This is a genomic window from Streptomyces sp. NPDC050508, assembly GCF_040655155.1.
GTDB lineage: Bacteria > Actinomycetota > Actinomycetes > Streptomycetales > Streptomycetaceae > Streptomyces.
The window spans coordinates 197,332-222,038 of the sequence record NZ_JBFAJJ010000012.1 but is presented as its reverse complement, the minus strand read 5'-3'; the positions used below and the strand labels follow the sequence as shown (position 1 = coordinate 222,038).

23 protein-coding genes and 2 pseudogenes are annotated in these 24,707 nt (G+C 71.0%); 14 read left to right on the top strand and 11 right to left on the bottom strand.

Translation table 11 applies throughout. The features are described from left to right. Positions 1-12 precede the first annotated feature (12 nt). Positions 13-705, top strand: a complete 693-nt coding sequence (locus AB0I69_RS31500; protein ID WP_363099126.1) for a uracil-DNA glycosylase — start codon at positions 13-15, stop codon at positions 703-705. Between the two features lie 22 nt (positions 706-727). Here the strand turns inward: AB0I69_RS31500 and AB0I69_RS31495 are convergent, their stop codons facing one another. Together AB0I69_RS31495 and AB0I69_RS31490 are read right to left on the bottom strand one after the other, a co-directional pair. Next, positions 728-2,215 (bottom strand): LamG domain-containing protein, encoded by a 1,488-nt coding sequence (locus AB0I69_RS31495; RefSeq protein ID WP_363099125.1) that lies wholly within the window; start codon positions 2,213-2,215, stop codon positions 728-730. Between the two features lie 15 nt (positions 2,216-2,230). After that, positions 2,231-2,899: a GntR family transcriptional regulator gene (locus AB0I69_RS31490; RefSeq protein ID WP_363099124.1), complete on the bottom strand. Its 669-nt coding sequence runs from the start codon at positions 2,897-2,899 to the stop codon at positions 2,231-2,233. A 168-nt stretch (positions 2,900-3,067) separates the two neighbouring features. Here AB0I69_RS31490 and AB0I69_RS31485 point away from each other — a divergent pair, with 168 nt between their 5' ends. The 3 genes from AB0I69_RS31485 to AB0I69_RS31475 all read left to right on the top strand — a co-directional run bounded on the left by AB0I69_RS31485 (position 3,068) and on the right by AB0I69_RS31475 (position 6,416). Next, positions 3,068-4,528, top strand: coding sequence for an NCS1 family nucleobase:cation symporter-1 (locus AB0I69_RS31485; RefSeq protein WP_363099123.1), 1,461 nt, complete (start codon positions 3,068-3,070; stop codon positions 4,526-4,528). Positions 4,529-4,533: 5 nt separating this feature from the next. Then, positions 4,534-5,253 (top strand): aspartate/glutamate racemase family protein, encoded by a 720-nt coding sequence (locus tag AB0I69_RS31480; RefSeq protein ID WP_363099122.1) that lies wholly within the window; start codon positions 4,534-4,536, stop codon positions 5,251-5,253. A 215-nt stretch (positions 5,254-5,468) separates the two neighbouring features. Then, positions 5,469-6,416 carry a glycoside hydrolase family 6 protein gene (locus AB0I69_RS31475; RefSeq protein ID WP_363099121.1) on the top strand — a complete coding sequence of 316 codons (948 nt, stop codon included), beginning with the start codon at positions 5,469-5,471 and terminating at the stop codon, positions 6,414-6,416. 1 nt (position 6,417) lies between these two features. Here the strand turns inward: AB0I69_RS31475 and AB0I69_RS31470 are convergent, their stop codons facing one another. The 4 genes from AB0I69_RS31470 to AB0I69_RS31455 form a co-directional block, all read right to left on the bottom strand. Beyond that, complete coding sequence (locus AB0I69_RS31470) at positions 6,418-6,900, bottom strand: GNAT family N-acetyltransferase (RefSeq protein ID WP_363099120.1); 483 nt, start codon at positions 6,898-6,900, stop codon at positions 6,418-6,420. Further along, on the bottom strand, positions 6,897-7,331 hold the full coding sequence (locus AB0I69_RS31465; RefSeq protein WP_363099119.1) for a RidA family protein: 435 nt from the start codon (positions 7,329-7,331) through the stop codon (positions 6,897-6,899). Before AB0I69_RS31465 ends, AB0I69_RS31470 begins: the two co-directional genes overlap by 4 nt. Positions 7,332-7,466: 135 nt before the next feature. Then, positions 7,467-8,141 (bottom strand): hypothetical protein, encoded by a 675-nt coding sequence (locus AB0I69_RS31460; RefSeq protein ID WP_363099118.1) that lies wholly within the window; start codon positions 8,139-8,141, stop codon positions 7,467-7,469. Between the two features lie 127 nt (positions 8,142-8,268). Continuing rightward, entirely contained in the window at positions 8,269-8,904 is a 636-nt protein-coding gene (locus AB0I69_RS31455; RefSeq protein ID WP_363099117.1) for a hypothetical protein, read from the bottom strand. Between the two features lie 131 nt (positions 8,905-9,035). Here AB0I69_RS31455 and AB0I69_RS31450 point away from each other — a divergent pair, with 131 nt between their 5' ends. Together AB0I69_RS31450 and AB0I69_RS31445 are read left to right on the top strand one after the other, a co-directional pair. Next, complete coding sequence (locus tag AB0I69_RS31450; RefSeq protein ID WP_363099116.1) at positions 9,036-9,806, top strand: nucleotidyltransferase domain-containing protein; 771 nt, start codon at positions 9,036-9,038, stop codon at positions 9,804-9,806. 166 nt (positions 9,807-9,972) lie between these two features. Further along, positions 9,973-11,832 carry an FUSC family protein gene (locus AB0I69_RS31445; RefSeq protein ID WP_363099115.1) on the top strand — a complete coding sequence of 620 codons (1,860 nt, stop codon included), beginning with the start codon at positions 9,973-9,975 and terminating at the stop codon, positions 11,830-11,832. A gap of 18 nt (positions 11,833-11,850) precedes the next feature. Here AB0I69_RS31445 and AB0I69_RS31440 read toward each other — a convergent pair whose 3' ends face one another. Continuing rightward, positions 11,851-12,801, bottom strand: a complete 951-nt coding sequence (locus AB0I69_RS31440; protein WP_363099114.1) for an endonuclease/exonuclease/phosphatase family protein — start codon at positions 12,799-12,801, stop codon at positions 11,851-11,853. A 127-nt stretch (positions 12,802-12,928) separates the two neighbouring features. Here AB0I69_RS31440 and AB0I69_RS31435 point away from each other — a divergent pair, with 127 nt between their 5' ends. The 4 genes from AB0I69_RS31435 to AB0I69_RS31420 all read left to right on the top strand — a co-directional run bounded on the left by AB0I69_RS31435 (position 12,929) and on the right by AB0I69_RS31420 (position 16,649). Continuing rightward, on the top strand, positions 12,929-14,305 hold the full coding sequence (locus tag AB0I69_RS31435) for an amidohydrolase (protein ID WP_363099113.1): 1,377 nt from the start codon (positions 12,929-12,931) through the stop codon (positions 14,303-14,305). 22 nt (positions 14,306-14,327) lie between these two features. Then, entirely contained in the window at positions 14,328-15,512 is a 1,185-nt protein-coding gene (locus AB0I69_RS31430; RefSeq protein WP_363099112.1) for a cytochrome P450, read from the top strand. A gap of 89 nt (positions 15,513-15,601) precedes the next feature. Then, the gene (locus AB0I69_RS31425; protein ID WP_363099111.1) at positions 15,602-16,291 is read left to right on the top strand and encodes a DUF899 domain-containing protein; all 690 of its coding nucleotides are present in this window, start codon (positions 15,602-15,604) and stop codon (positions 16,289-16,291) included. A gap of 175 nt (positions 16,292-16,466) precedes the next feature. Further along, complete coding sequence (locus AB0I69_RS31420; RefSeq protein ID WP_363099110.1) at positions 16,467-16,649, top strand: hypothetical protein; 183 nt, start codon at positions 16,467-16,469, stop codon at positions 16,647-16,649. Between the two features lie 4 nt (positions 16,650-16,653). On the opposite strand, the gene AB0I69_RS31415 is transcribed toward AB0I69_RS31420, so the two are convergent. The 3 genes and pseudogenes from AB0I69_RS31415 to AB0I69_RS31405 form a co-directional block, all read right to left on the bottom strand. Continuing rightward, entirely contained in the window at positions 16,654-18,597 is a 1,944-nt protein-coding gene (locus AB0I69_RS31415; protein WP_363099108.1) for an ABC transporter ATP-binding protein, read from the bottom strand. Between the two features lie 355 nt (positions 18,598-18,952). Then, positions 18,953-19,396: a hypothetical protein gene (locus tag AB0I69_RS31410; RefSeq protein WP_363099107.1), complete on the bottom strand. Its 444-nt coding sequence runs from the start codon at positions 19,394-19,396 to the stop codon at positions 18,953-18,955. Positions 19,397-19,818: 422 nt separating this feature from the next. Beyond that, positions 19,819-20,427: pseudogene (locus AB0I69_RS31405) on the bottom strand (ATP-binding protein); the annotation flags it as partial. 281 nt (positions 20,428-20,708) lie between these two features. On the opposite strand from AB0I69_RS31405, the gene AB0I69_RS31400 reads away from it, so the two are divergent. The 4 genes and pseudogenes from AB0I69_RS31400 to AB0I69_RS31385 form a co-directional block, all read left to right on the top strand. After that, the gene (locus AB0I69_RS31400; RefSeq protein ID WP_363099106.1) at positions 20,709-21,569 is read left to right on the top strand and encodes a helix-turn-helix transcriptional regulator; all 861 of its coding nucleotides are present in this window, start codon (positions 20,709-20,711) and stop codon (positions 21,567-21,569) included. Beyond that, positions 21,570-21,824: a DUF397 domain-containing protein gene (locus tag AB0I69_RS31395; protein ID WP_019060458.1), complete on the top strand. Its 255-nt coding sequence runs from the start codon at positions 21,570-21,572 to the stop codon at positions 21,822-21,824. Positions 21,825-21,929: 105 nt separating this feature from the next. Next, positions 21,930-22,760: an SAM-dependent methyltransferase gene (locus tag AB0I69_RS31390; RefSeq protein ID WP_363099105.1), complete on the top strand. Its 831-nt coding sequence runs from the start codon at positions 21,930-21,932 to the stop codon at positions 22,758-22,760. Positions 22,761-22,846: 86 nt separating this feature from the next. Next, positions 22,847-23,014 (top strand): annotated as a pseudogene (locus tag AB0I69_RS31385) (carboxymuconolactone decarboxylase family protein); the annotation flags it as partial. A 33-nt stretch (positions 23,015-23,047) separates the two neighbouring features. Here AB0I69_RS31385 and AB0I69_RS31380 read toward each other — a convergent pair. Further along, positions 23,048-24,535, bottom strand: coding sequence for a glutamate synthase subunit beta (locus AB0I69_RS31380; protein WP_363099104.1), 1,488 nt, complete (start codon positions 24,533-24,535; stop codon positions 23,048-23,050). Positions 24,536-24,707 lie beyond the last annotated feature (172 nt).

The following is a 24,707-nucleotide window of genomic DNA, read 5'->3' as shown; positions in this document are numbered from 1 at the left end:
TACGGTGAGGGGATGAACCTGTCCGACCTCGACCACCGGATCACCGGCTGCCGGGCCTGCCCCCGCCTGGTCGCCTGGCGCGAGGAGGTCGCCCGTACCAAACGCGCCGCCTTCGCCGACTGGACGTACTGGGGCCGCCCGGTACCCGGCTTCGGCCCCGCCGACGCCCCCCTGCTGATCATCGGCCTCGCCCCGGCCGCGCACGGCGCCAACCGCACGGGCCGCATGTTCACGGGGGACCGTTCCGGGGACGTCCTGTACGAGGCCCTGTACGACATCGGGCTCGCCTCGCAGCCGACCGCCGTGAGCGCCGACGACGGCCTGGAGCTGTACGGCGTGCGCCTCACCTCGCCGGTGCGCTGCGCACCGCCCGCCAACAAGCCCACGCCCGAGGAACGCGACACGTGCCGGTCCTGGCTCGTCGAGGAACTCACCCTGCTGCGGCCGACGTTGAAGGCCGTGGTCGTACTCGGCGCCTTCGGCTGGCAGGCGGCGCTGCCCGCGTTCGCGGCGGCGGGGTGGCAAGTGCCGCGCCCGCGGCCCGTGTTCGGGCACGGCGCGCACGTGCCGCTCGACGGACTCGACCTCTTCGGCTGCTTCCACGTCAGCCAGCGCAACACCTTCACCGGGAAACTCACCCCCGCGATGCTGCGGGACGTGCTGCGCACGGCGGCCGGGGCGGCGGGGCTGCCGACCGCGTCGTAGCGGCGTCCGGGTCGCCGGGCGCTCAGCCCACTCTGGCCGCCGCCACGGGTCGTGCCGTCACGTCGTAAGTCCCGCCTGTCTTCGCCGAGTTGACGCTCCACCGGTATCGCGAGAACTCGCCCGTGGTGTCGGAGGCGTAGAACATCATGTGGCCGATGCCGACGCCCTGGAGGTTCTCGCCGGTGACGTTGCCGACCATGCGGGTGTCCGGGTATCTGGGGTAGTTGGTCAGTGCGTACACGCCGTGCGGGTCGGAGGTGCAGTCGACGATCTCGACGGCGTACTGCGTCTCGCCGCTGAAGTCCGCGGTCCCGCTGAACACGCCCTTGACCTCGCGGACCATCACGATGTGCCCGGTGTTGTCGGGGTCGCTGCCCGCGTAGTCGACGGCGATGATGTCGCCCGGCTGGAGGTCGGCGACCTCGCGGACGCGCTGGAAGCGGGGGCCGGCGGTGCCGTTCAGGAATGCCGAGCAGTAGTCGGCGGCCTCGGGGCCCCTCTCCTGGAAGTACTGGAGGAAGTAGTCGTCGCTCGCCCAGCCGTAGGTGTGCTTGAGGACGCCGGTGACGAAGGACGCGCAGCGGGCGCGTGCCACCCAGCTCGCCGGGTCGTCGGGCGTGCCCCAGGTGAGGGTGGCGGGCGGGCTCCACTGATAGACGTTGTTCAGACGGGCCGTACGGCCGCTGACCAGGGCGATCTCGTCGGCGGTCAGGGCGCGGGCGTACGCCCGTACGTCGTCGATCGCGCCCTTGAAGTGGTCGACGGGCGCGCTGTCGCAACGGGCCCGGCCGATGGAGAAGCCGCCGGACGCCGCCCAGGACAGGGTGGTCGCCGCGCTGTCCTGCAGCCGGCCGTCGACGTACAACCGGATCTGTGTGCCGTCCCGGACGCCGGTCAGATGGGTCCAGACGCCGAGGGCGGCCGGTGACGCGGCGACGGCGGACACCTCGGTGGCCCGGTCGGTGCTGCGGACTTTGAAAGCCCAGGTGGAGGCGGTGTTGTCGTACTGGAGGAGGAAGCGGCTGGTGATGGTGGAGTCCTGGCTCACCGCCGTGTGCATGGTGGCCGGGTCGGCGTCGCTCGCCAGGCGCACCCACGCCGAGACCGTGAAGGGGGCAGTGGTGTCCAGGACGGAGTCCTCGGGGTCCGTGGAGTCCGTGGCGGCGTAGGCCTCGGTCGTCCCGTCGAGGCTCAGCTCGCCGCCCGCCCGCGTCGCCGTCCAGGTCGCCCCGGAGCCGAGCGCGACGGGATGCCCGCGGCCGGAACGGTCCGCGCCCGAACCGTCCAGCGCCCAGTGCCCCACCAACCCGTTCACCAGATACCCGGCCGCCAACAGCCGCTGATAGCCCACCAGTTGCTCGGCCTGTGCCAGATGCGGTGTACCGACCGGAGTGAACGGAGTGTCCAGCGCCGCGTCCGCCACGGCCACCCGCGCCCCGTGCGGCACGCCCGCCATCGCACCGACGCCCACGAGTGCGGCCTCGTTCAACAGGCCACGCCTGCTGATCATGTTCCCTCCCTCTGCTTAAGGCTGCGTGTCGTCCCCGAACAGGTGCCGCACCGTGGAGCGGTAGTTGGCCTGTACGTGACTGAGGGCATGGGCGCGGGCCCGGTCCGGGTCGCCGGAGGCGATCGCCTCGTACAACTCCTCGTGTTCGGTGAGGAGTTGGGGCCACTCCTCGTTCTGCCGAGTGAGCCAGCGCAGTCGGCCGTCGACCGGTTCCATGACCGAGATCAGCAGGCTGTTGCCGGCCAGCGCCAGAATGCGGTCGTGGAAGCGGGTGTTGACGTCGGTGATCGCCTCGGCGTCGTCCGACCGGGTGGCCTCGGCCGCGCTGTCCAGCAACTCCCGTAGTTCCGCGAGGGCTTGAGGAGTCGCGCGGGACGCGGCGAGCCCGGCCGCGTACACCTCCAGCGCCTCGCGCAGCTCGAACAGCTCCTTGACGTCGGTCGGGGTCAGCCGCCGTACGACCGTGCGGCGCGCCGACTCGAACAGGACGAAGCCCTCCGCGACCAGCGCCCGGATCGCCTCCCGGACCGGCACCCGCGAGACCCCGAAGCGCTCGGCCAGCTCGCGCTCCACCAGCCGGTCACCGGGACGCAGGCGACCGGCGATGATGTCCTGCCGCAGGGTCGCCAGGACCCGTTCGCGCACCGCTCCGAGGGGTTCGATCTTCGCTGTCATGGAGCTCATGAGGTTATCTTCGCCGACTCCGAGGGTCTTTTACGGAGCGTTAACAACGGGGACATCGGTCGGAACGCTTGACGGGAGGACCATGACGGCAGTTTGGTATACCAAACGACATCGGAAGCCATCCTGCTCACCCTCCGCTCCCCTCCGTCCCCTTGCCCTGGAGGCCCCGTGTCCCTCGCCGATCATGCCGAAGCCACCGGCACACCAGCGTTCGTCCCCGACCCCCGGCTCACCAACGAAGACCTCGCCCCCGCCGACAAGCGCAACTGGAAGGTCTTCGACCTCTTCGCCATGTGGATGTCCGACGTCCACAACCTCGGCAACTACACCTTCGCCGCCGGACTGCTGGTCCTCGGCATGAACGTCTGGCAGGTCTTCACCTCCCTGCTCGTCGGCTTCGTGCTCATCTACGTCGGCATGAACTGGATGGGCAGGATCGGGCAGGCCCACGGCGTCCCGTTCCCGGTCGTCAGCCGCATCAGCTTCGGCGTCTGGGGCGCCAACATCCCGGCCCTCATCCGGGCCGTGATCGCCATCATGTGGTACGGCATCCAGACCTACCTGGCCTCCGTCGCCGTCAACGTGATGCTGCTGGCCGCCTGGCCGGGCCTGGAATCCTGGACTCACCACTCGTTCCTGGGACTTGACGCCCTCGGCTGGGTCTCCTTCGTGTCGCTGTGGCTGATCCAGGCGGTGATCATCAGTCAGGGCATGGAATCCGTAAGGAAGTTCCAGGACTTCTGCGGTCCCGCGATCTGGCTGGTGATGATCGCGCTGGCCATCTGGGTACTGGCGAAGGCCGGTTGGTCGATCTCGCTCACCTCGACCCCGCACCCGGTCTCGTTCGGCGAGCAGTGGCGGCAGTGGTTCGGCGCGATCGGGCTGATCCTCGCGACGTACGGCACGCTGATGCTCAACTTCTGCGACTTCTCCCGCTTTGCCCCGGACTACAAGACCGTCCGCCGCGGCAACTTCTGGGGCCTGCCCATCAATTCCACGGCGTTCGTGGTCGTTTCGGTGATCGTCACGGCCGGCTCGCTGGAGGTCTGGGGTCAAGCCATCACGGATCCGGCCGAGTTGGTGGCCAAGGTCGGCAACACCTGGGTGATGGTGCTGGGCGCGCTGACGTTCGCCGTCGCCACCATGGGCGTCAACATCGTCGCCAACTTCGTCTCACCGGCGTACGACCTGGCCAACGTCTGGCCGCAGAAGATCACCTTCAGGATCGGCGGCATGATCAGCACGGTCGCCGCGCTGGTCGTGACCCCGTGGAACCTCTTCTCGAACCCCACGGTCGTCAACTACTTCCTCGGCGGCCTCGGCGCCTTCCTGGGCCCGCTGTTCGGCGTGATCATGGTCGACTACTACTGGGTGAAGCGCGGCCGGGTCGACGTACAGGAACTCTTCGACGCGACCCCTGGCTCCCGCTACTACTACCGGAAGGGCGTCAACCCCAAGGCCCTGTGGGCGTTCCTGCCCTCGGCGGCGGTCGCGGCCGTACTCGCGCTCGTGAAGACGTTCAGCGACGTGGCCCCGTATTCGTGGTTCATCGGCACGGCACTGGGCGCGGGCCTGTACGTACTGATCTGCCGCACCGATCGAGCCGCTCCCGAGCCCGTGGAGGTCTGACGAGCGTGCGCATCGTCGTCACCAACTGCAACACCACGCAGGAGATGACCGAGGAGATCGTACGAGGTGCCCGGGCCGCCGCAGGCCCGGGCACCACCCTGACCGGACTGACCCCCGCATGGGGCCCCGAGTCCGCGGAGGGCTGGCTCGACAGCTACCTCTCGGCGGCAGCCATCATCGACCTGCTCCGGACCTACGACGGCCCGCCCTACGACGCCGTCGTCATGGCCGGTTTCGGCGAGCACGGGCGCGAAGGCGTCCGGGAGTTGGTGGACGTACCGGTCGTCGACATCACCGAGGCGGCCGCCCATCTGGCCTGTCTGCTGGGCCGACGGTACGGCGTCGTCACCACACTGGAACGCTCGTGCGGCCAGATCGAGGACAGCCTGGAACTGGCCGGGGTCGGCAGGAACTGCGCGGCGGTGGTGGGGACGGGGCTCAGCGTCCTGGACCTGGGCGGTGACGAGGACCGTACGGAGGCGGCGTTCCTCGCTGCGGCGGAACGGGCGTGCGCGGCCGGCGCCGAGGTGCTGGTGCTGGGCTGCGCCGGGATGACGGGCCTGCAACGGGCGGTGGGGGAGAAGCTCGGACTGCCGGTGGTCGACGGGGTGGGGGCAGCGGTGAAGCTCGCGGAGTCACTGGTGACCCTGGGCCTGACAACGAGCAGGACGGGGAGTTTCGCGAGACCGGTACCTAAAAGGCGGGCCTGGGGACAAGCGCCCTAAAGGGGCGCGGGGAACTGCGCGACCAGCCACGACGGCGCGGCAGCCGCTCAACGACAGACCGTGGCACCCCCTATCGCGCCACCTCTATCGCGGAGCGCATCCGCATCCGTCGGGGTGATCTTGCCGCCACCAGCCAGGTCACACGCCAAGGCCAGCGCCAGCGCCCCGCACACTCCGAGGAAGGACGAGTCCCCACCGGCAGAACGGAGCCAGCCTTGCCCACGCCGGTACGGCGAGCCCTCCTCGCCACCCTCCTCGCAGGACTCTGCTGTGCCGGGGCGACTCGCGACGTACCGGAACCGTTCTGGACCGATCCCGACTCCCGAGCCGCGCAGCAAGCGGCCACATGGCGCGGAGCCGGTCGAACAGCCGACGCCGCGTTGATGGACCGTATCGCCGGCAGGCCCGTCGCGGAGTGGCTCAACGGCCCGAACCCCGGCCCGCTGGTCCGCGCCCGCACCACCGCAGCCGCCCAAGCCGGCAGCGTCGCCGTACTCGTCGCGTACTACATCCCGAACCGAGACTGTGGCCAGTACTCCCTCGGCGGCGCCCCCACCGCGGCGGCGTACCGCGCCTGGATCGACGAGTTCGCGACCGCCCTCGGTGACCGGGGCGCCTACGTGATCGTCGAACCGGACGCCGTCGCCCAGGTGGTGGCCGGTTGCACCCGGGTCGCGGCAAGTGAGCGCTACGCACTGCTCGCCCACGCCGTCGACCGCCTCAAACAGCAGCCGCACACCCACGTCTACCTCGACGCCGGCAACTCCGGCTGGATCCCCAAGGCCTGGCGCCTGGTCGACGCGCTCAAGGCGTCCGGCGTCGCCCGAGCCGACGGCGTAGCCCTGAACGTCGCCAACTACCAGACAAACAAGGCGAGTTCGATGTACGGTGACCAACTCTCCAAGGACCTCGCCGGCAAGCACTACGTCATCGACAGCAGCCGCAACGGCAACGGCCCCTACTCCGGCACCGACGCATGGTGCAATCCGCCGGGCCGCGCACTGGGCACCCCGCCGACGACCCGCACGGACAACCCCCTCCTCGACGCCTACCTGTGGATCAAACGCCCCGGCGAGTCCGACGGCACCTGCCGGGGCGGTCCGGCGGCGGGCCGCTGGTGGCCGTCGAACGCCCTGGAACTGGCCCGCAACGCCAGCCCCTGACCTACGACTTGGGCTCCCACACATACCGCACGTCCGGCTCCCGCTCCTCGTTGGTGCTGCCGTCCGTGAACTCGACGGCGACGAAGCCGTGGCGCTCGTAGAAACGGTGGGCGGGCTTGTTGACCTGGAACGTCCACAGCTGCAGCCCCTCCGGACTCCGCTCCTTCGCGAGCCCGACGAACCGGTCCCCGAGGCCGCGCCCGCGCCAGTCCGGATCGAGGTACAGCTGGGACAGCAGATCGCCGTTGATCACCATCAGCCCGACGATCCCGCCTCCGTCCCCGTCCCCGGCATCGGCCACCCAGATCTCGCGCAGCGGCACGACGACGTCCCGGAAGTAGTCGCGCACGTCGTCGGCGGACCGCGGGCTGACGACGGTCGGCAGCGCGGCGGCGAACGAACGCAGCCACACGTCGGCCGCGGGGCGAGCATCGGGGCCGGTCGCCCGCCGGATCGTGACGACCACCTCGGAGTCGGGGTTCACGACCGCGCCACCTCTTCCTCTTCCTGTTTCTCTTCCGGTACGACGGCTGTCGCCGTGATCTCCACGAGTTGCCCGGTGTATCCGAGGCAGGCCACGCCGACGAGCGTCGACGAATGCGGCCCCGCACTGAGCCCGGACGCCTCGACCACCTCCCACACGGCGGACAGCACCGAGGGCTCGCTGCTGACGACGTAGACGTCCGTCGCCACAACCTGCCCCAAGTCGCTGCCGACCGCCCGAAGTTGCGCACCGAGATTCACCAGCACCTGCTCGGCCTGCCGCACCGCGTCCCCCGCACCGACCACCTTGCCGTCGGCGTCGAGCGGGACCGCCCCGGCGAGGAAGGCGAGCTTCGTGCCGGCTTCGACGACGGTGGCGTGGGAGTACGTGGGCGGCGGGAAGAGGCCGGGGGCGGTGACGCGTTCGAGCACGGGGTCTCCCAGGGGTCGGTCAATCGATCGTCGGCGGTCGGCAGCTGGCGCAATACGGCCGTCAGCCGACCACGTGGACAACGGCGCCCGCATCCGAATTTCCGCCCGGCCGGGTCGCGTCGCCGCTCGGGCGGGTCATTCCAAAGGCGGACCGCCCTCCCGCCCGGACAACTGGCGTTCGCACTCCCGTGCAAGAACCGGATACGCCTCGGCAATCGCGGTATAGACCCGCCGCCGGAGCAACTCCTCGCCGGCGGCCCACCCGGCACCCCCGTACAGCCGGTCCAACAACTCGTCGTAGCGCGCCAGTTGGTGCCGCAGACAGTCGACCTTCCACCGGTCGAGCCCGCCGGGATCGGCACTCCCGACCGTGCCGAGCGCACCGTCCCGCCGATCGCGGTACTCGACTGCCAGCGCCGCCAACTCGCGCGGAGCCAGGCGCGGCACGTCGATCGGCTCGGCCGTGATCCGCGCCAGTACCTCTCGCAGCCTGCGCCGAGCAACGACCCGCGCCGCAGCGGACCGCCGCACGGCAGCCGCCGTCACCGCCCGGAACTCCTCACTCCGCTCAGCGGCCTCGACCCGCTCGGCGCAGTACAGCCGAATCCGTGGAGCCGCCCGAGAATACGGATTGACCCGGAAGAGATCGGGTTCACCGAGCAGTTGACGCACCATCCCGGCCGTCCATCCCCGCGCGCGCAACCCGGCAACCGACAGATGCGTACGCGCGACGCGCGAGTCACTGCCGCCCCCCAACCCCTGCGGCTGCCCTTGCCCCTGCCCGCTCTCATTCGTCTCGTGCGCTGCCATCGACCGCTCCCCGTGGTGACTCTCAGTGACCACTCCAGTGAAGCGCGCACCACTGACAATCGGCCCGAGGGCCCGGCCTCAGACCGCGGGAGCGACCCGCCACCGCCGGGCGGACACGAGCACGTCCTCAGCGTCCGGAAGCGTCCGGACTCCGCCGATCGTCGGGAGAGGGCGTCCCGGTCCGTCCCGCCGTCGCGTCATCGGGAGTGCGCGGTGCGGGCAGGTCGATGAGGTCGCTGACCCCGGCCACCTCCTGCAAGGTCTGCGCCAGAGACATCAGCGCACCCCGCACCTCTGCGATGGCCCCGCGCAGCTCGTCCGAGTGTTCCCACTCCCGCTCCCACGCCACCGGATCGCGTCCCGCGGGCCGTTGCGACTCGTAGGCCGCGAGGCGGGGATGCCAGGACGCGAGCAGGGGGCGCAGGACGCGGTTGAGGACGGTGACCGCGAGGACGGCGAAGCTGACGTGGCCGGGAGCCAGGCGCGGGGCGATCTCGGGGCCGTAGCGGCGGAGGATCTCGCGGGTGGTGCCGAAGAAGGTGTAGAGGGAGGTCAGGGCCTCGCGCAGGAAGCCCTCGTCGGCGGAGAGTTCCTCGATCGAGACCCGGGTGACCAGCTCCAGGTACAACTCCCAGGCCGCGCTGCGCTCCGCGTCGGCCGGTTCCCACGTGCCCGAGATCTCGCCGACGAACGGGATGGTCAGCTTGGCCGTGATCTGCGACGGACCACCCGGACCTCGTCGCTTGCGTTGCCTGCGTCTCATGATCACCCTCCCCGGTTCCCACAGTAGGGTAAGCCGTCCCGTGGGAACCGGGGAGGACTCGCCGCCTGCGTACGCTTCCGGCGATTCCCGTCCCCGGACGACCAGTTGGAGCCGCAGCCGTGCCTACGTCCATGTCTGACATGTCCGACGACGACGCGGAGTTCCTCGACACCACCGCCGACCGCCTCGCCACCCTCCCCACCGTCCGGGCCGTAGCCCTGGGCGGCTCCCGCGCCCAGGGCACCCACCACCCCGACAGCGACTGGGACTTGGCGGTCTACTACCGCGGCCCCTTCGACCCCGCCGACCTCCGCGCCCTCGGCTGGGACGGCGAGGTCTCCGAGGTCGGCGGGTGGGGCGGTGGGGTTTTCAACGGGGGTGCCTGGCTGACGGTCGACGGGCGGCGCGTCGACGTGCACTATCGCGATCTCGACGTGGTGGAGCGGGAGTTGGCGGAGGCGGAGGAGGGGCGTTTCCGGGTGGAGCCGTTGCTGTTCCATCTCGCCGGAATCCCCAGCTACTTGGTGGTCGCCGAACTGGCGATCAACCGTGTGCTGCGGGGCGAACTGCCCCGCCCCGACACCTATCCCGAGAAGTTGCGGCGCTCCGCCGCCGACCGCTGGTACGGCACCGCCCACGCCACCCTCGCGTACACGCAGGCCAACCACGCCCCGAAAGGCCGCCTCACCGAGGTCGCCGGTGCCCTCGCCGTGGCCGCCGTACAAGCCGGGCACGGAGTGCTGGCGGGGCGAGGGGAGTGGGTGACGAACGAGAAGCGGCTGCTGGAGCGGGCCGGGCTGCGACCGGTCGACGACATCGTGGCGGGGCTGCGAAACGAACCCGAGGCCCTCACCCGCGCGGTCTCCGACGCGGAAGCGCTCATCTCGGCGTTGCGTTCATAAAGAAAGCGGCTCTACGGCCAACCTTCACACCCGCGAAATACGACCGGCCCGTTCCGCACCGGCACGCGATCTACCGTGGACACCACAGCTGCCGACCCAGCTTGAGCCACAGCCCCGGCCACCGTCGCCCGAAGGCACACCCCGCCCTCGCCACGACAGGAGCCCTGTGTCCCGACGTACCGTCGCGCTGTCCCTTCCGCCCTGGCTCGCCCACACGCTCCGGGCCCAGCGCGGGCCGGTTCCCTGGAGTGCGGTCACGCGAGGGGCGCTGGCCGCCGGGCCGTTGCTGACGGCAGCCGTACTCGCCGACCGCACGTCCCTCGGGGTGCTGGCCGCGCTCGGTGCGATGCTCGCCGGGATCAACGACCGGCCCGGCAGCCGCCGGGCCTCCGTCAAGCGGCTCGGCGGGCCCGCCCTCGCGGGAGGCGCAGGGCTGCTGGTCGGGACGTACGCCGGGGAGCATGTCGGGGCCGTTGTACTGACGTTGCTCCTCACCGGCATCGGGCTGGTCGCCGGGAGCTTCAGTGCGGTGGGGCCCGTCGCGTCCGGTGCCGGTACGCAGTTGCTGGTCGCCTCCGCCATCGGGGCCGGGATGCCGCTGCCCGAACCGGGCTGGCAGCGGGCCCTCGCCTTTCTCGCCGGCGCCGCCTGGCTGGTCGGGCTGCGGCTGGCGCTGCCCACACCCGGCGCCATCGCCGGTGACTACCGCTTCGACGGCGAGCGGCACGCCGTAGCCGCCGTGTACGACGCGATAGCGGCGCTGCTCGACGCAGCTGGTGGGCCGGAGGCCACGGCCCGGCGCGTCGCGCTCACCGCCGCTCTCGATCACGCTCAGGACGCGCTCGCCGGGCCCCGGCTGCGGCGGTACGCCAGTTCCGCGGCCGAGCGGCGGCTGCACGGGCAGTACGCCGCCGCGCTGCCGTTGGCCGAGGCCGCGACCGCGCTCGCCTGGGCCGGGGAGGCGGTGTCGGCGCGGGCGGGCGAAGGGCCGCGTCGGCTCGCCGCTGCCGTGCGGGACAACACGCCCACCGGGCCGCTGCCCGCACCCAACCGTTCCGCGCCCGCGCTGCGCGCCCTCGACGACGCGCTGCTGCACGCCGCCGACGCCTTCGACCAGGCGGAGGGGAGTGATCTGCATGCGCGGCGGAGGACCGCAACGTCCTTGCTCCGTACGGCCTTTGGGGCCGGGGGGCGGGAGTACGGGCTGCGGGTGGCTCTGTGCTTCGGGGCCAGTGTCGCCGTCGCGCAGGCGTTGCATCAGGCCCGCTGGTACGGGCAGCACGAGCACTGGTACTGGCTGCCCGCGACCGCCGTCTTCCTCGTCAAGCCCGACCTCGGACCGCTCGCCTCGCGGGCGCTGAGCCGGGCGGCGGGGACCGTGCTGGGGGCGGTCGTTTTCGCCGGATTCGCCGCCGTGCTGCCCCGGCCCGAAGGGCTTGTCGCGCTCGTGGCGCTCAGTGGTGCGCTGATTCCCGTCGCCACGCGGCACTTCGCGGCCCAGACCGCCGTGGTCACCGTCCTCGTGCTCTCCCTGGTGATGGTCGGCGGGGAACCGCAGGCCTCCGCCAGCCGGATCGGGGAGACGCTGCTGGCCTGCGCGATCGTGCTGATCGTCGGGCATCTGCCGATGCCGGGGAAGAGTGGTGGGGGAGTGCGGGCGCGGCTCGCTGCCGCCGGCGATGCCGCGCACGCCTACCTCGTCCATGTGCTGAACGAGTCCGGCGACCGCGCCGAACGCTGGACCCTGCGCCGCGAGGCCTACCGCACGCTCGCCGAGGCCCGCGGCGCCATCGCCGTCTCGGCGGCCGAACTCCCCGCCCTCGCCCGGCACACGGAGGGTACGGACGAGGTCGCGGCCGTCCTCGAACGGCTCGTGGACACCACCACCGCCTGCGCCGTGCACCTCGACGACACAGGGCGGCTCACGCGTCGGCACATCGAGCAACTCGCCGAGCTGCTGGAGGAGTTCGAGCGGGGGCGGGGACGGGTCGGCCTGCGCGCGATCGAACTCCCCATCGCCGTCTAGCCACTTGACTCGACCAGGTCACTCCACCCGCACCCACACCGGCGCGTGATCCGACCCCGGTGCCTCGCGCCGCGCCGCCGGATCCGGGCCCACCGACGGCAGCCGCAGCGTGCCCTCACCGGGCAGTCCCGTCCCCGCCACCGTCACCCGGTGGACCAGGTGATGACTGAGCAGGATGTGGTCGATCAGCTCGCGGCGCCCGGAGTTGATCCGGGAGTAGCGCTGGTCGGCGGGGATGAGCGGCGCCACGTCCCACAGGCGGGCCATGTCGCCCTGGTCCGGCCTGTCGTAGCCGGGCGTGCCGATCTCCGAGCCGGGCGGGCCGAGCAGGAGCTGGGTGGTCGCGGCCTGCACCTCGTCGTTCATGTCGCCGAGCACGGCCACGTCCCGGGTACGGCCGTCACCGGCGAGCAGTTCGTCGGCCAGCGCGCGCAGGGTGGCCGCCTCGGCGGCCCGGCGGTAGAGGGCGTAGGCGCCGTAACGGGCCCGTTCGCCCTCGTCGCGGGGGAAGAAACGGTCGCCCGGGTACGTCAACAGCTTCGACTTCAGATGGGCGACCGCCACCGTCAGCGGCCCGGAGTCCGTCGCCACCTCCACCGCCAGGAAGCCACGGCCCGCGGTCGGCTCCTCGGCGCCCGAGTCGTCGGACTGCACCGGGCGCAGCTTCGGCGGGAACGTGTTCGTGTCGGCGATCACCCGGGGTGCGGTGCGGCTGAGGAAGCCGACCCGGATGCCCCGGACGTCCGGATGCGTGGACAGGGCGATGTGCCAGTCGCCGCCCAGCATCCCGGTCAGATCCTGGAGGGCCTCGGGCTCCCCGACCTCCTGCACACCCAGCAGGGCCGGGTCCAGTTCCGTGATCACGGCGGCGAGAGCGGCGAGCTTCGCCTCGTAGGCGGCCTTGTCCTTGGGCCCGAACGGGCCGCCGGGACGGTACAGGTTCTCCAGATTCCAGGTGCCGAGGAGCATGCCGGGCCCCTTCCAGAAGCCTTGATGATGAGGCAAGCGTGCTGGTCCGGGGCGGCGCGCGACAGCGCAACGCCGGGATGCGCGGTTCGGCTCACGCGGGGCGAGGAGGACGCCGTACGTTGGGAGAGTGAGTGACTCTCCCACCGCCGCTCCCCACTCCTCGCCCCCGGATCTACTGATCACCGGCTGCACCGTCCTCGTCCACGACGACCAGGAGCGGATCGGCTTCGAGCGGGACGCCGCGATCGTCGTACGGGACGGGCTCGTCGAGTCCGTCACCAGTGCGCCGGAGGCTGCCGGTCTGGCCGCCGTCGAACGCATCGACGCGCGCGGGCAGGTCGCCCTGCCGGGGCTGGTCAACTGCCACACCCACGCGCCGATGGTCGCGCTGCGCGGACTCGCCGAGGATCTGCCCACGGAAGAGTGGTTCAACGACGTCGTCTGGCCCGTCGAGTCCAACCTCACCGAAAAAGACGTGGAGTTGGGGGCGCGGCTCGCCTGCGCCGAGATGATCCGCGCCGGTGTCACCTGCTTCGCCGACCACTACTTCTCCATGGACACGGTGGCCGCCGTGGTCGCCGAGTGCGGGATCCGCGCCCATCTCGGCGAGGCCTACTTCTCCTCCCAGGGTCCTCAAGGCCGGGCGAAATCACTGGAGTTCGCGCTACGGCACCGGGGCACCGCCGACGGCCGCATCACCACCGCCCTCGCCCCGCACGCCCCCTACACGGTGACCGACGCCGACCTCGCCGCCACCGCCGAACTCGCCCTGGAACACTGCCTCCCCGTCCACATCCACGCCGCCGAGAACCGCGACCAGACCGACACCAGCCTCTCCCGGCACGGCATCACACCCGTCGAAGTCCTCGACCGCACCGGCCTGTTGGCCACCGACCTGCTCATCGCCCACGGCACCGGCATCATCGACCGCGACCTCCCCGTCCTGGAACGCGCGAGCGGCCGTACGGCGGTCGCCACCGCGCCCCGCGGATACCTCAAGTTCGCCTGGCCCGACACCACTCCGATCCGCGCCCTGCGCGCCCTGGGCATCCCGGTCGGGCTCGCCACGGACGGCGCCGCCTCCAACAACTCCCTCGACGTGTGGGAGTCGATGGCCCTCACCTCCCTGATCCAGAAGTCGGCCGAGGGGGATCCGCGGTGGCTGACGTCCCGTCAGGCCCTGCACCACGCCACCCTCCAGAGTGCGCGGGCGGTCGGACTCGGTGACTCCATCGGGTCCCTCGCACCGGGACGCCGGGCCGACATCATCCTCGTCGACCTCACCGGGCCGCACACCCAACCCGTCCACGACCTCGCCGCCACCCTCGTGCACAGCGCCCGTTCCGCCGACGTTCGCACCACCGTCGTCGACGGCCGCGTCCTGATGCGCGACCGTGAGCTGCTCACCCTCGATGTACCCGCTGTCGTACGGGAGTTGGAGGACCGGCTGCCCGCCCTCGTCGACCGGAGCCATGGTTGCCGCATCCAGGAATACGACACCTGAGCCGCGCCTCTAGGCTGTTCCCATGGATCTCGCGGACGGCCTTCTCGACCACCCGTACGACGTGTACCGGCGCCTGCGCGACAGCGCCCCCGTGCACCGCATCGCCGGCCCCGACGGCACCCCCGCCTGGCTCGTCACCCGGTACGAGGACGTCCGGGCGGCGCTGGCCGACCCGCGGCTCTCGCTGGACAAGAGGCATGCCACGGCCGGGACTTACAAGGGGTTCTCGCTGCCGCCCGCGCTCGACGCGAACCTCCTCAACATGGACCCGCCGGACCACACCCGTATCCGCCGTCTGGTCGGCCGTGCCTTCACCCCGCGCCGAACCGAGCAGCTCCGTACGCCCATTCGCCGCACCGCCGACCAACTCCTCGACGCGCTGGGGGAGCAGGGCGACACCGACCTCATCGCCTCCTACGCCGCGCCCCTCCCCATCACCGTCATCTGCGACCTGCTCGGCGTGCCCGACCGGCACCGGCGGGACTTCCGGGTGTGGACCGACACCCTCGTCGCACCCGCCCCCGGGACACCGCCCGAGGCCGGCAAGCACGCGGTCGTCGCGATGCTCGGCTTCTTCACCCAACTCCTCGCCGACAAGCGGGAAGAGCCCGGCGACGATCTCCTCTCCGACCTGATCGCCGTGCGTGACGAGGGCGACCGGCTCAGCGAGGACGAGCTGATGTCCCTCGCCTTCCTCATCCTCTTCGCCGGGTACGAGAACACCGTTCAGCTCATCGGCAACGCGGTGCTCGCCCTCCTGCAACACCCGGAGCAGCTGGCCGCGTTGCGCGAGGACCCCACCCAACTCCCGGCCGCTGTAGAGGAGTTCCTGCGCTACGAAGGGCCCGCGCTGCTCGCCATCCGGCGCTTCCCCGTCGAGGACGTCACCATCGGCGGGGTCACCATCCCCGCCGGTGAGACGGTGTGGGTGTCCGCGTCCGCCGCCAACCGCGACCCCGACCGCTTCCCCGACCCCGACCGGCTCGACCTCGCCCGCGACACCTCCGGGCATCTCGCGCTCGGCCACGGCATCCACTACTGCCTGGGCGCTCCGCTCGCCCGCGCCGAGACGGAGATCGCGCTGGCCGCACTGCTGGAGCGGTTCCCCCGGCTGGAGTTGGGGGCGGGCGAGGTGCGGTGGCGGCCGTCGCTGCGCGCCCGGGGACTGCTCGCGCTCCCGGTGTCGTACGCGAAGAAATCCGGCTGAGGTTTTTTCGGGGCTTTTCCCGGGACAGCGATGAGTTCCCGTCCTTCCTGCGGTCCACCCCTCAACGGACCGTTGTCACAGGAGGGCCCATGTCGCTTCCGGAGATCGTCTCGCGTGAGCAGTGGCGCGCGGCGCGCGAGGAACTGCTGGTCAAGGAGAAGGCGGCCACGCGCGCGCGTGACGCGCTCAATGCCGAGCGGCGCGGGCTGCCCATGGTGGAGATCGACAAGGAGTACTTCTTCGAGGGCGGCGACGGGAAGGCCACACTGCTCGACCTCTTCGACGGGCGCGGCCAACTCGTCGTCTACCACTTCATGTTCGCGCCCGAGTGGGACGCGGGCTGCCGCAGCTGCTCGGCGTTCCTCGACCAGATCGGGCACCTGGCCCATCTGGAGGCGCGCGGCACGACGTTCGCCGCCGTGTCGAGGGCGCCGTACACCAGGATCCTTCCGTTCAAGGCGCGGATGGGCTGGACGCTGCCCTGGTACTCGTCCTTCGGCGGGGACTTCAACTGGGACTTCGACGTTACGTTCGTCGGTGACGGGGAACCCGTCGAGCGGCCCGGTGTCAGCTGCTTCCTGCGGGACCGCGACCGGGTGTTCCACACCTACTCGACCTATGAGCGCGGGCTCGACGGGCTCGGTTCGACCACCACCTTCCTGGACCTGACCGCGCTGGGGCGCCAGGAGGAGTGGGAGGAGCCGAAGGGGCGCGCTTCGGCCCTCGGGGCGCCTGCGGGCAGTGAGCGCATCCGCTACCACGACGAGTACGAGGACTGACGCGGAGAGTAGGGAGATTGATGCGGAAAGTGACCTAAACCGACAGAACCTGAGAGTCCGCTCACACTCGACGGTGAACGAGTGTCAACTACGTCTCAGTACCGTCACTTCGCGAGGCGTTCACCCCACTGTTGGCGTTTAACTCTATGAGGACAGCGCGACATGGAGGTAAAGGGTGAACGGGCGAATGGTGCTTGAGCGCTTTCCCGCCGGCGGACCTCGTGGTTCGTGGCCGGCGGAGGAGTTCGCGCAGGCGCGCCGTCTGGAGGGCCTGCAGGCTGAGGTCGTCATGGACATCGCGACCGACGCGTTCCTGGTGATCGTGCGCAGCGGCGACGCCGTGGACGTCGCCGCCTGAGAGGTCAGCCCGCCTTCGGGGCGGGCACCTTAGCCGTGAACTGGTCCGCCTGGAGCGCGTACAGCTCCGCGTAGACACCGCCGCTCATGAGGAGTTCGTCGGGCGTCCCGGACTCCACGAGCCGCCCCTGGTCGAGGACGTGCACCAGATCCGCGTGGCGTACGGACGCCAGCCGGTGGGTGATCAGGACGACCGTCTGGCCGGTGCCGGCCAGCGCGCGGATCTTCTCGAAGACCTCCAGTTCGGCGCGGGCGTCGAGGGCCGCGGTCGGCTCGTCCACGATCAGGATGCGGCCCTTCCGGTAGGCGGCCCGCGCGATACCGAGCCGCTGCCACTGGCCGCCCGACAGCTCGTGCCCGCCGCTGAAGTTGCGGGCCAGCAGGGTGTCCAGGCCGCGCGGCAGATCCGCGACCACCTCCTCCGCACCGGCCTCGGCGAGCGCGCCGGCCACCCGCTCCTCGGTGAGCTGTGCGGCGGACCGTCCGATGGCCACGTTGACGCGGGCCGTGAACGGCCACCGCTTGAAGTTCTGCGCCACCATCGCGATCCGGTCGGCCAGTTGGTGCCGGTCCGCGGTCGCCGCGTCGACGGTGTCCCACAGGATCCGGCCCCGGTCCGGCCGGTACAGCCCGGCCAGCAGCTTGACCAAGGTCGTCTTGCCGGAGCCGTTCTCGCCGACCAGCGCGATGATCCGGCCGAGCGGCAGCGTGAGGGTGACATCGTCGAGCGCGGGGTGGGTGGACTCGCCCGGATAGCTGAACGTGACGTTCTCGAAGCGGATCTCCCGCGGCTCCTCGGGCAGCGCCTCCCCGCCGACCGGGATCGCCCGCTCGGCCGCCTCCTCGTACAGCTTCTGCAGATCGCCCACGAACAGGGCCTCCTCGTGCAGCTGGTTCACCGCCAGGACGAGGTTGTCGAGGCTCGCGGAGCCGGTGCGGATCGCGATCACCGCCGTACCCGCCACCGAGAGCGCCATCGCCCCGGACAGCAGCAGCCCGCCCAGCGTCGCGTACGTCGCCGCCGTCGCGAGGCCCGTCCAGGTCGCCGCGATCAGACCCGTGCGGGCCGCCAGCCGGGCCAGCCGGGTCTGCTCCACCTCCGCGCTTTCCGACATCTCGTGGAAGTGGTGCAGCAGAAACGGTCCGACCCCGTGGACACGGATCTCCGGAGCCGCCTCCGGTTCGGTCAGCAGATTGCCGATGAGGTAACCGGCGCGAACGTGCTGCACCCAGGTGTGGAACGACTCGTAGTGGCGGCGCGCGTTCGTCAGGGCACCCCATGCGCTCGGCAGTGTCATCGTCGCCAGCAGCGGGAGCAGCGCCGGGTGCAGCACGGTCAGCACGCCCGCCGCCGCGACCAGCGAGATCGACGCGTTCATCACACGCGTGGCGTGCGAGATCATGTGGCGGGCCGAGGAAGCGCCGTACTGGGCGGTGTCCAGCAGCTTGTGGAACGCGTGGTCCTCGATCGCGGACAGCTCCACGGCAGCCGCCCGCTCCAGATACAGCTCGGTGGCGACCCGCTCGACCTTCGGCTCCAGCCGGCCGGTCGCGTACGTCGACGCGGCCCGCAGCAGCGCGCCCACCAGCAGCACGGCCGCCATCGTGACCAGCGCGGGAACGGCACCGCGCAGCCGGTCACCGATGGCACCGCCGGTGATCAGCCGCCCCAGCACGCTGTTGACCGCTAGCAGACTCACCGCCTGCGTCGCACCCCGGCCCGCCTCGGCGGCCAGCACGATACGCGCGGCCCGCGGATCGGCCTGCCAGGCCAGCCGGAAACTCGACCCCAGCATCGTCGGCAACCGGGTCACCATGGCCCGGAAGCTCAGCTCAAGGAACGCGTCGTTGTGCTGGTTCCACCCCATGTCGTAGCGCAGGGGCCCACCGAAGAGCAGCTGCTCCGACACGGACGGCCCCGGTTTCCCCGAGTCACCCTTGCTTCCCACCGTCGACCTCCCCCGATAGCGGACGAACGGCCACTATCGCGGGACGGACAGATTCGGGGCAGGGCGCGGAAGGGAGAGACGGGGTCACGCGGGCGTACGCCGGGAAGCAAGCGGGTCCCTGCCGATGTGGGTTCCGCCGCGCAGGCGTGCACCGGGAAAAGGAGCCGAAAGTCCCAACCGGCGACCGGGCGCACCGCGCCCGAAGGGGGCGCGGGGAACTGCGCGCCCAGCCCCCACCGGACCCGCAGTCAAAGACCACTAGCCCCGGTGAACTACGAGACCAGCCCCCACCGGACCCGCAGACAAAAACCGCCCACTGAGCCCGCGGAACAAATCCCGCCCAACCCGCGGAGCGCTACGCGCTGATGGGACGCGACCACGACGGCGTAGTCCCCGTAACCCGGCACACCGCGAGGTACAGCGGAATCGGCGGGGTGTACGGCAGCTTGCCGTCGGGCTTGTGGATGAGACCGGGCGCGCGCGGCGTGTCCGGGACGAGCGCGCCGGTCGTATAGCGCGCCGGGGCGGGCCACTCCAGGGCGTAGTCGGAGTCGGACGGAACGATCCACCACCAGTGCGTCTCGTCGGCGTAGACACAGCCGACGCGCGGCAGGCGGGGCAGGACCAGCGGTCCGAAGCGCGCGGGCACCGCCACGGCGTCGCAGCCCAGGGGAGCCGTCATGCCCTCGGGGACGGCCAGCCGCCGGGGCGTACCCGGCCCGTGCAGCGCACGCCCCAGACGGACCAGCGTGTCGAGACTGAGCACTTGGCCGGGACCGGACCCGCCGCTCACACCCATTCGACCCCCGTACCGAAGTCTCCGAAGCGACTGGAATCCGCGAAGCGACTGGAATCCCCGAGGCCACGCGAATCCGCGGGCCCACGCGAACTCCTGAGCCCACGCGAATCCGCGAACGCGCCGGATTCCCCGGTCTCCGCGGAGTCCGGGAGGTCGCCGGCGTCCTGGTGTCCCCGGCCCCTGAAGAGACCGGTGGCCTCCTGACCGAGGCCCCCGAAGTGGCCCGCGCCCTCCCGGCTCCGCGCACCGGAGCCGGCCCCACCACGAGCGGGGCCACCTCCGGTCTCGTGCTCCCGGCCCCCGAAGCCGCCGAGATCCGGACCTCCGAAGTCGCCGGCACCCCCATGCCGACTGCCGGAGGCACCCCCATGCCCCCGCCCCGGAAATACGCCCAGATCCTCGAAGGCCCCGAAGTGTGCCGTCGCCTCGTCCTCGTCGCCCGAACCGCCCGACGGACCCGGCTTGGGTCGTGCGCCCCAACCCAGGTCGTTGCGCGGTACGGAACTGTCGTGGCCGGGGGCCGGGTGGTGGCCGTGCGTCGGGTCCGCCTGCCGCGGCAGGTCGGCCCAGACCAGCAGGCCAAGACCGTGTTCCTGAGCGCCCCAGGCCCGGCACAGCCCGTCGATGAGGAGCAGTCCCCTCCCGTGCTCCTCGTCGGGCCGGCGCGGGGACGGGCGTGGCTCACCGGGAGCACAACCCTCGTCACGGACGGCTATCCGCACCAGGTCGTCGCTGTCGTGCAGCTCGCAGACTATGTGGCTGCTCGCGGTGTGCACGATCGCGTTGGTGACCAGCTCGGAGACGACCAGAACCGCCGTGTCGCAGGTGTCCTCGCACACGGACCAGCCGGACAGCCGGGCCCGCGTCAGGCGTCTCGCCTGGGCCGGGGAACCCGGATGTGCGGCCAGCTCGAACCGGAACCGGCGCTCGGCAGCGGCCCCACCAGGGACGGCTCCCGCGGCGGCACCGAGACCGAGGCGGCCTGCGGCGGCGTCTGTTCCTAAGGGCGCGGACGGAATCACGCTTGCCACTATCGCCCCGCCGTGAACACTTGGCAAGTGTCACTATGAAAAATGCAGAGTGCCGTATGACGCTCTGGACGGTCGTGGCACACTGCTCGCAACAGAACGTCGCGCGGCGCCAGTTGGGATCTCCGGAGGTCTGTCCCGATCTTCGAATGAGTCTTCGAATGGCGCCGCAGGGCTGTCAGGATTCGGTCGCCGGGCTGTCCGAAACTCTTTCGCAGGGCCGCCGGGACGCACGGACTGCCAGGACCCGTCCGCTGTCAGGTACTCATTCGTGGAGGTGGAGCGTGAGCGAGCCGCGGTCCGCACCGACGGTCGGCCAGGTCGTCCTCGGCCGGCGCCTGCTGGACCTGCGGGAACGCGCGGGGCTCAAGCGTGAGGAGGCCGCCCGCATCCTCCGCGTCGCCCCCGCCACGGTCCGCCGTATGGAGATGGCCGAGGTCTCCCTCAAGATCCCGTACCTCCAGCTCCTCCTGAAGTCCTACGGCGTCTCCGACGAGGAGGCCCAGGCCTTCGTCCAGCTGGCCGAGGAGGCCAACAGGCCCGGCTGGTGGCAGCGCTTCCACGACATCCTGCCCGGCTGGTTCTCGATGCACGTCAGCCTGGAGGGCGCCGCCGCGCTCATCCGGTCGTACGAACCGCACTTCGTGCCCGGACTCCTGCAGACCGAGGACTACGCGCGTGGGGTGCTGGAGTCGGGTGCCATCGGCCAGACCGAGCCCGACGAGATCGAGCGCCACGTGGCGCTGCGCATGCAGCGCCAGGACCTGCTGGCCCGTCCCGGCGCGCCCCGCTTCTGGGCCGTCATGGACGAGACCGCCCTGCGCCGCCCGGTCGGCGGCCCGGAGGTGATGCGTGCCCAGATCGACAAACTGCTCGACGCCACGAAGCTGCCCAACGTGACCCTGCAGGTCGCCCCGTTCTCCTCGGGGCCGCACCCGGGCACGTACGGGCCCTTCGTGCTGTTCCGATTTGCCATGTCAGAACTGCCGGACATGGTCTACAGCGAGTACCTGACCGGCGCCGTCTATCTGGACGCGCGCGAAGAGGTGGCGACCCACCTTGAGGTCATGGACCGCATGGCGGCGCAGGCCGCTACGGCACATCGCACGAAGGAGATCCTCAAGGATCTCCGCAAGGAGTTGTGAATGGATCGCATCAAGCCGCGTATGAGCGTCTACAACGGCATGCCCGCGCGGGACTTGGGAAGCGAAGGCTGGCACAAGCCGTGGAGCGGGGGCAACGGCGGCAACTGCCTGGAGGCGATGAAGCTCGCCGACGGCCGGATCGCCGTCCGCCAGTCCACCGACCCGGACGGGCCGGCGCTGATCTACACCACCGACGAGATGACGGCCTTCATCGAGGGGGCGAAAGCGGGCGAGGCGGATTTCCTGCTCTCCTGACCGGACCTGTGCTGAATGCTTTTTCCTTCCCGAACCTCCTTATTTTGGCACCGACTTGATCACATATTGCCGTACCGCCCTCCGCACAACCTTATGGAGCACGCCATGACCGTGCGGCCCACCGACGAGACCGATAAGACCGACAAGACCGACGAGATCGACATCAGCAGACCCCATCCGGCTCGCATGTACGACTGGTACCTCGGCGGCAAGCACAACTACCCCGTCGACCGGGAGATGGGCCGCCAGATGCTCGCCCTCGACCCGAGAGTTCCGGTCATGGCACGTGTCAACCGCGCGTTCATGCACCGGGCCACGCGCTGGCTCGCCGAGCACGGCGTACGGCAGTTCCTGGACATCGGCACCGGTATCCCCACCGAGCCGAACCTGCACCAGGTCGCGCAGGGCATCGCGCCCGACGCGCGGGTCGTCTACTGCGACAACGACCCGATCGTGCCGGCCCACGCGTCGGCCCTGCTGCGCGGCACACCCGAGGGTGTGACCGAGTACCTGCAGGCCGACGTGCGCGAGCCCGACGCCATCATCGAGAGCGCCAGGCAGGTCATCGACTTCGACCGGCCCGTCGCCCTGTCCCTCGTCGCGCTGCTGCACTTCGTCCCCGACGGGGACGGCGCGCACGAGCTGGTGGGGGACCTGCTGTCCCAACTCCCCACCGGCAGCTACCTGATGATGACCCACGCCACCGCCGACTTCACTCCGGAGAAGTCGGCGGCGGCGGTCGAGATGCTCACGGCGGCGGGCGTCACCCTGACGCTCCGCTCCCGCACCGGCTTCGCCCGCTTCTTCGACGGCCTCGACCTGGTCGAGCCGGGCGTGGTGCTGGTCGACAAGTGGCATCCGGAACTGGGCGATCCGGTGCCGGGCCAGGACGACGGGGTGATTCCCGGGTACGGGGCGGTGGGACGCAAGCCCTGAGGTTCCTGAGGTCCGGCTGACGGCGACCACCGGCAACGGCGGTTGCTCCGGCCGGCCCGGGCCCGGGCCCGGGCTAAGCGCGGGAGACCCTGGTGGCCGACGGCGGTGTACCGGACGACGTCTACGTGCAGGCCGCCGCTCACTTCGACGAGCGGGAACTGGCTCACGTCCTCGCCCTGATCCTCACGATCAACACGTGGAACCGGGCGGCCCTGTCGACGGCGAAGGTGGCCGGCACGGACCAGCGACGCTGAGCCGCCGCCCCACGCCGTCCTCGGCCGGTCGTGTCACACGGTCATCGGCCGGTCGTACGGCCCGATCGGCGCCGGCAGCTGTGAACTCCCCGTCATATAACGGTCGACGGCCGCCGCCACCGCCCGCCCCTCCGCGATCGCCCACACGATCAACGACTGCCCCCGTGCCGCGTCGCCCGCCACGAACACCCCGCGCGCACTCGTCGCGAAGTCCGCGTCCCGGGTGATCGTGCCGCGCGGCGCCATCGCCAACCTCAGCTGGTCGATGAGGCCGTCCTCCCGGTCGGGCCCGGAGAACCCGAGGGCGAGCAGCACGAGATCGGCGGGCAGACTGCGTCCGGAACCGTCCAACGGACGCCGCTGCGCGTCCACTTCAACCAGGTGCAAGGACCGCACCCGCCCCTCCGCGTCACCCTCGAAGCGGAGCGTCGACGCCGCGAACAGCCGCGCGTCCGCGTCCGCCGCCGGCGCCGTCTCCAGATCCCGCGCCTCCTCGTGCGCGGCCGACAGCCGGTAGATCTTCGGGTACGTCGGCCAGGGCTCCGCGTCCTCGTCGCGCTCGGCGTCCGGCTGGGCGTAGATGTCCAACTGGGTGACGGACGAGGCCCCTTCACGCACCGCGGTGCCGAGACAGTCGGCCCCCGTGTCGCCGCCGCCGACGATGACGACATGCTTCCCGGCGGCGGACAGGGGAGAGGCCGCCAAGTCGCCCTCGCACACCCGGTTGGCCAGCGGGAGGTACTCCATCGCCTGGTGGATGCCGGTCAACTCCCGCCCCAGCACGGCTAGTTCACGCCACGCCGTCGCCCCCGTGGCGATTACCACCGCGTCGTAGCGCGCCCGCAGTTCGGCCGCTCCGACGTCCCGCCCGACCCTGGTCGACGTACGGAACTTCGTGCCCTCGGCCCGCATCTGCTCCAGCCGCCGTTCCAGATGCCGCTTCTCCATCTTGAACTCGGGGATGCCGTACCGCATCAGCCCGCCGAGCCGGTCGTCCTTCTCGTACACGGCGACCGTGTGCCCGGCGCGCGTCAACTGCTGTGCCGCGGCAAGGCCGGTGGGCCCGGAACCGATCACCGCGACGGTCCGCCCGGACAGACGGTCCGGCGGCCGAGGTGGCGCGAAACCGTCGGTCCACGCGCGGTCGGCGATGGCCACCTCGACGTTCTTGATGGTGACCGCGGGCTGGTTGATGGCGAGCACACACCCCGCCTCGCAGGGTGCCGGGCACAACCGGCCGGTGAACTCGGGGAAGTTGTTCGTCGCGTGCAGCCGGTCGCTCGCGGCGCGCCAGTCGTCGCGGGAGACCAGGTCGTTCCACTCGGGGATCAGGTTGCCGAGCGGACAGGCGTCGTGGCAGAACGGGACGCCGCAGTCCATGCACCGGTCGGCCTGTCTGCTCACGATGGGCAGCAGTGCCCCGGGGACATACACCTCGTCCCAGTCCCGCACCCGCTCGTCGACGGGCCTGCGGGGCCACTCCTCGCGCGGAGTGGTCATAAAACCCTTGGGATCGGCCATGGGGCGTCTTCCTTGCGTCCGCGTACGACAGGCCGTGCGTCATCGGGCGGCACTCTTTCAGCCACGATAAGGCCCTCCGGCCGGGCGCGCAGAGTGGGCGAGACCGCTTTCTCAAGGGGGTTCGCGCGGACTTCCGCCAGGTCTTCCGGGCTCTTCCCAGCTCCCACTCAGT

What these genes read in the sequence shown, in the direction of transcription:
- AB0I69_RS31450 (WP_363099116.1), top strand. Translation starts at nt 9,036, where the DNA reads ATGTCTGACATGTCCGACGACGACGCGGAGTTCCTCGACACCACCGCC.
- AB0I69_RS31410 (WP_363099107.1), bottom strand. Translation starts at nt 19,396, where the DNA reads ATGGGTGTGAGCGGCGGGTCCGGTCCCGGCCAAGTGCTCAGTCTCGAC.
- AB0I69_RS31495 (WP_363099125.1), bottom strand. Translation starts at nt 2,215, where the DNA reads ATGATCAGCAGGCGTGGCCTGTTGAACGAGGCCGCACTCGTGGGCGTC.
- AB0I69_RS31390 (WP_363099105.1), top strand. Translation starts at nt 21,930, where the DNA reads ATGACCGTGCGGCCCACCGACGAGACCGATAAGACCGACAAGACCGAC.
- AB0I69_RS31380 (WP_363099104.1), bottom strand. Translation starts at nt 24,535, where the DNA reads ATGGCCGATCCCAAGGGTTTTATGACCACTCCGCGCGAGGAGTGGCCC.
- AB0I69_RS31430 (WP_363099112.1), top strand. Translation starts at nt 14,328, where the DNA reads ATGGATCTCGCGGACGGCCTTCTCGACCACCCGTACGACGTGTACCGG.
- AB0I69_RS31460 (WP_363099118.1), bottom strand. Translation starts at nt 8,141, where the DNA reads ATGGCAGCGCACGAGACGAATGAGAGCGGGCAGGGGCAAGGGCAGCCG.
- AB0I69_RS31425 (WP_363099111.1), top strand. Translation starts at nt 15,602, where the DNA reads ATGTCGCTTCCGGAGATCGTCTCGCGTGAGCAGTGGCGCGCGGCGCGC.
- AB0I69_RS31490 (WP_363099124.1), bottom strand. Translation starts at nt 2,899, where the DNA reads ATGAGCTCCATGACAGCGAAGATCGAACCCCTCGGAGCGGTGCGCGAA.
- AB0I69_RS31455 (WP_363099117.1), bottom strand. Translation starts at nt 8,904, where the DNA reads ATGAGACGCAGGCAACGCAAGCGACGAGGTCCGGGTGGTCCGTCGCAG.
- AB0I69_RS31395 (WP_019060458.1), top strand. Translation starts at nt 21,570, where the DNA reads ATGGATCGCATCAAGCCGCGTATGAGCGTCTACAACGGCATGCCCGCG.
- AB0I69_RS31500 (WP_363099126.1), top strand. Translation starts at nt 13, where the DNA reads ATGAACCTGTCCGACCTCGACCACCGGATCACCGGCTGCCGGGCCTGC.
- AB0I69_RS31440 (WP_363099114.1), bottom strand. Translation starts at nt 12,801, where the DNA reads ATGCTCCTCGGCACCTGGAATCTGGAGAACCTGTACCGTCCCGGCGGC.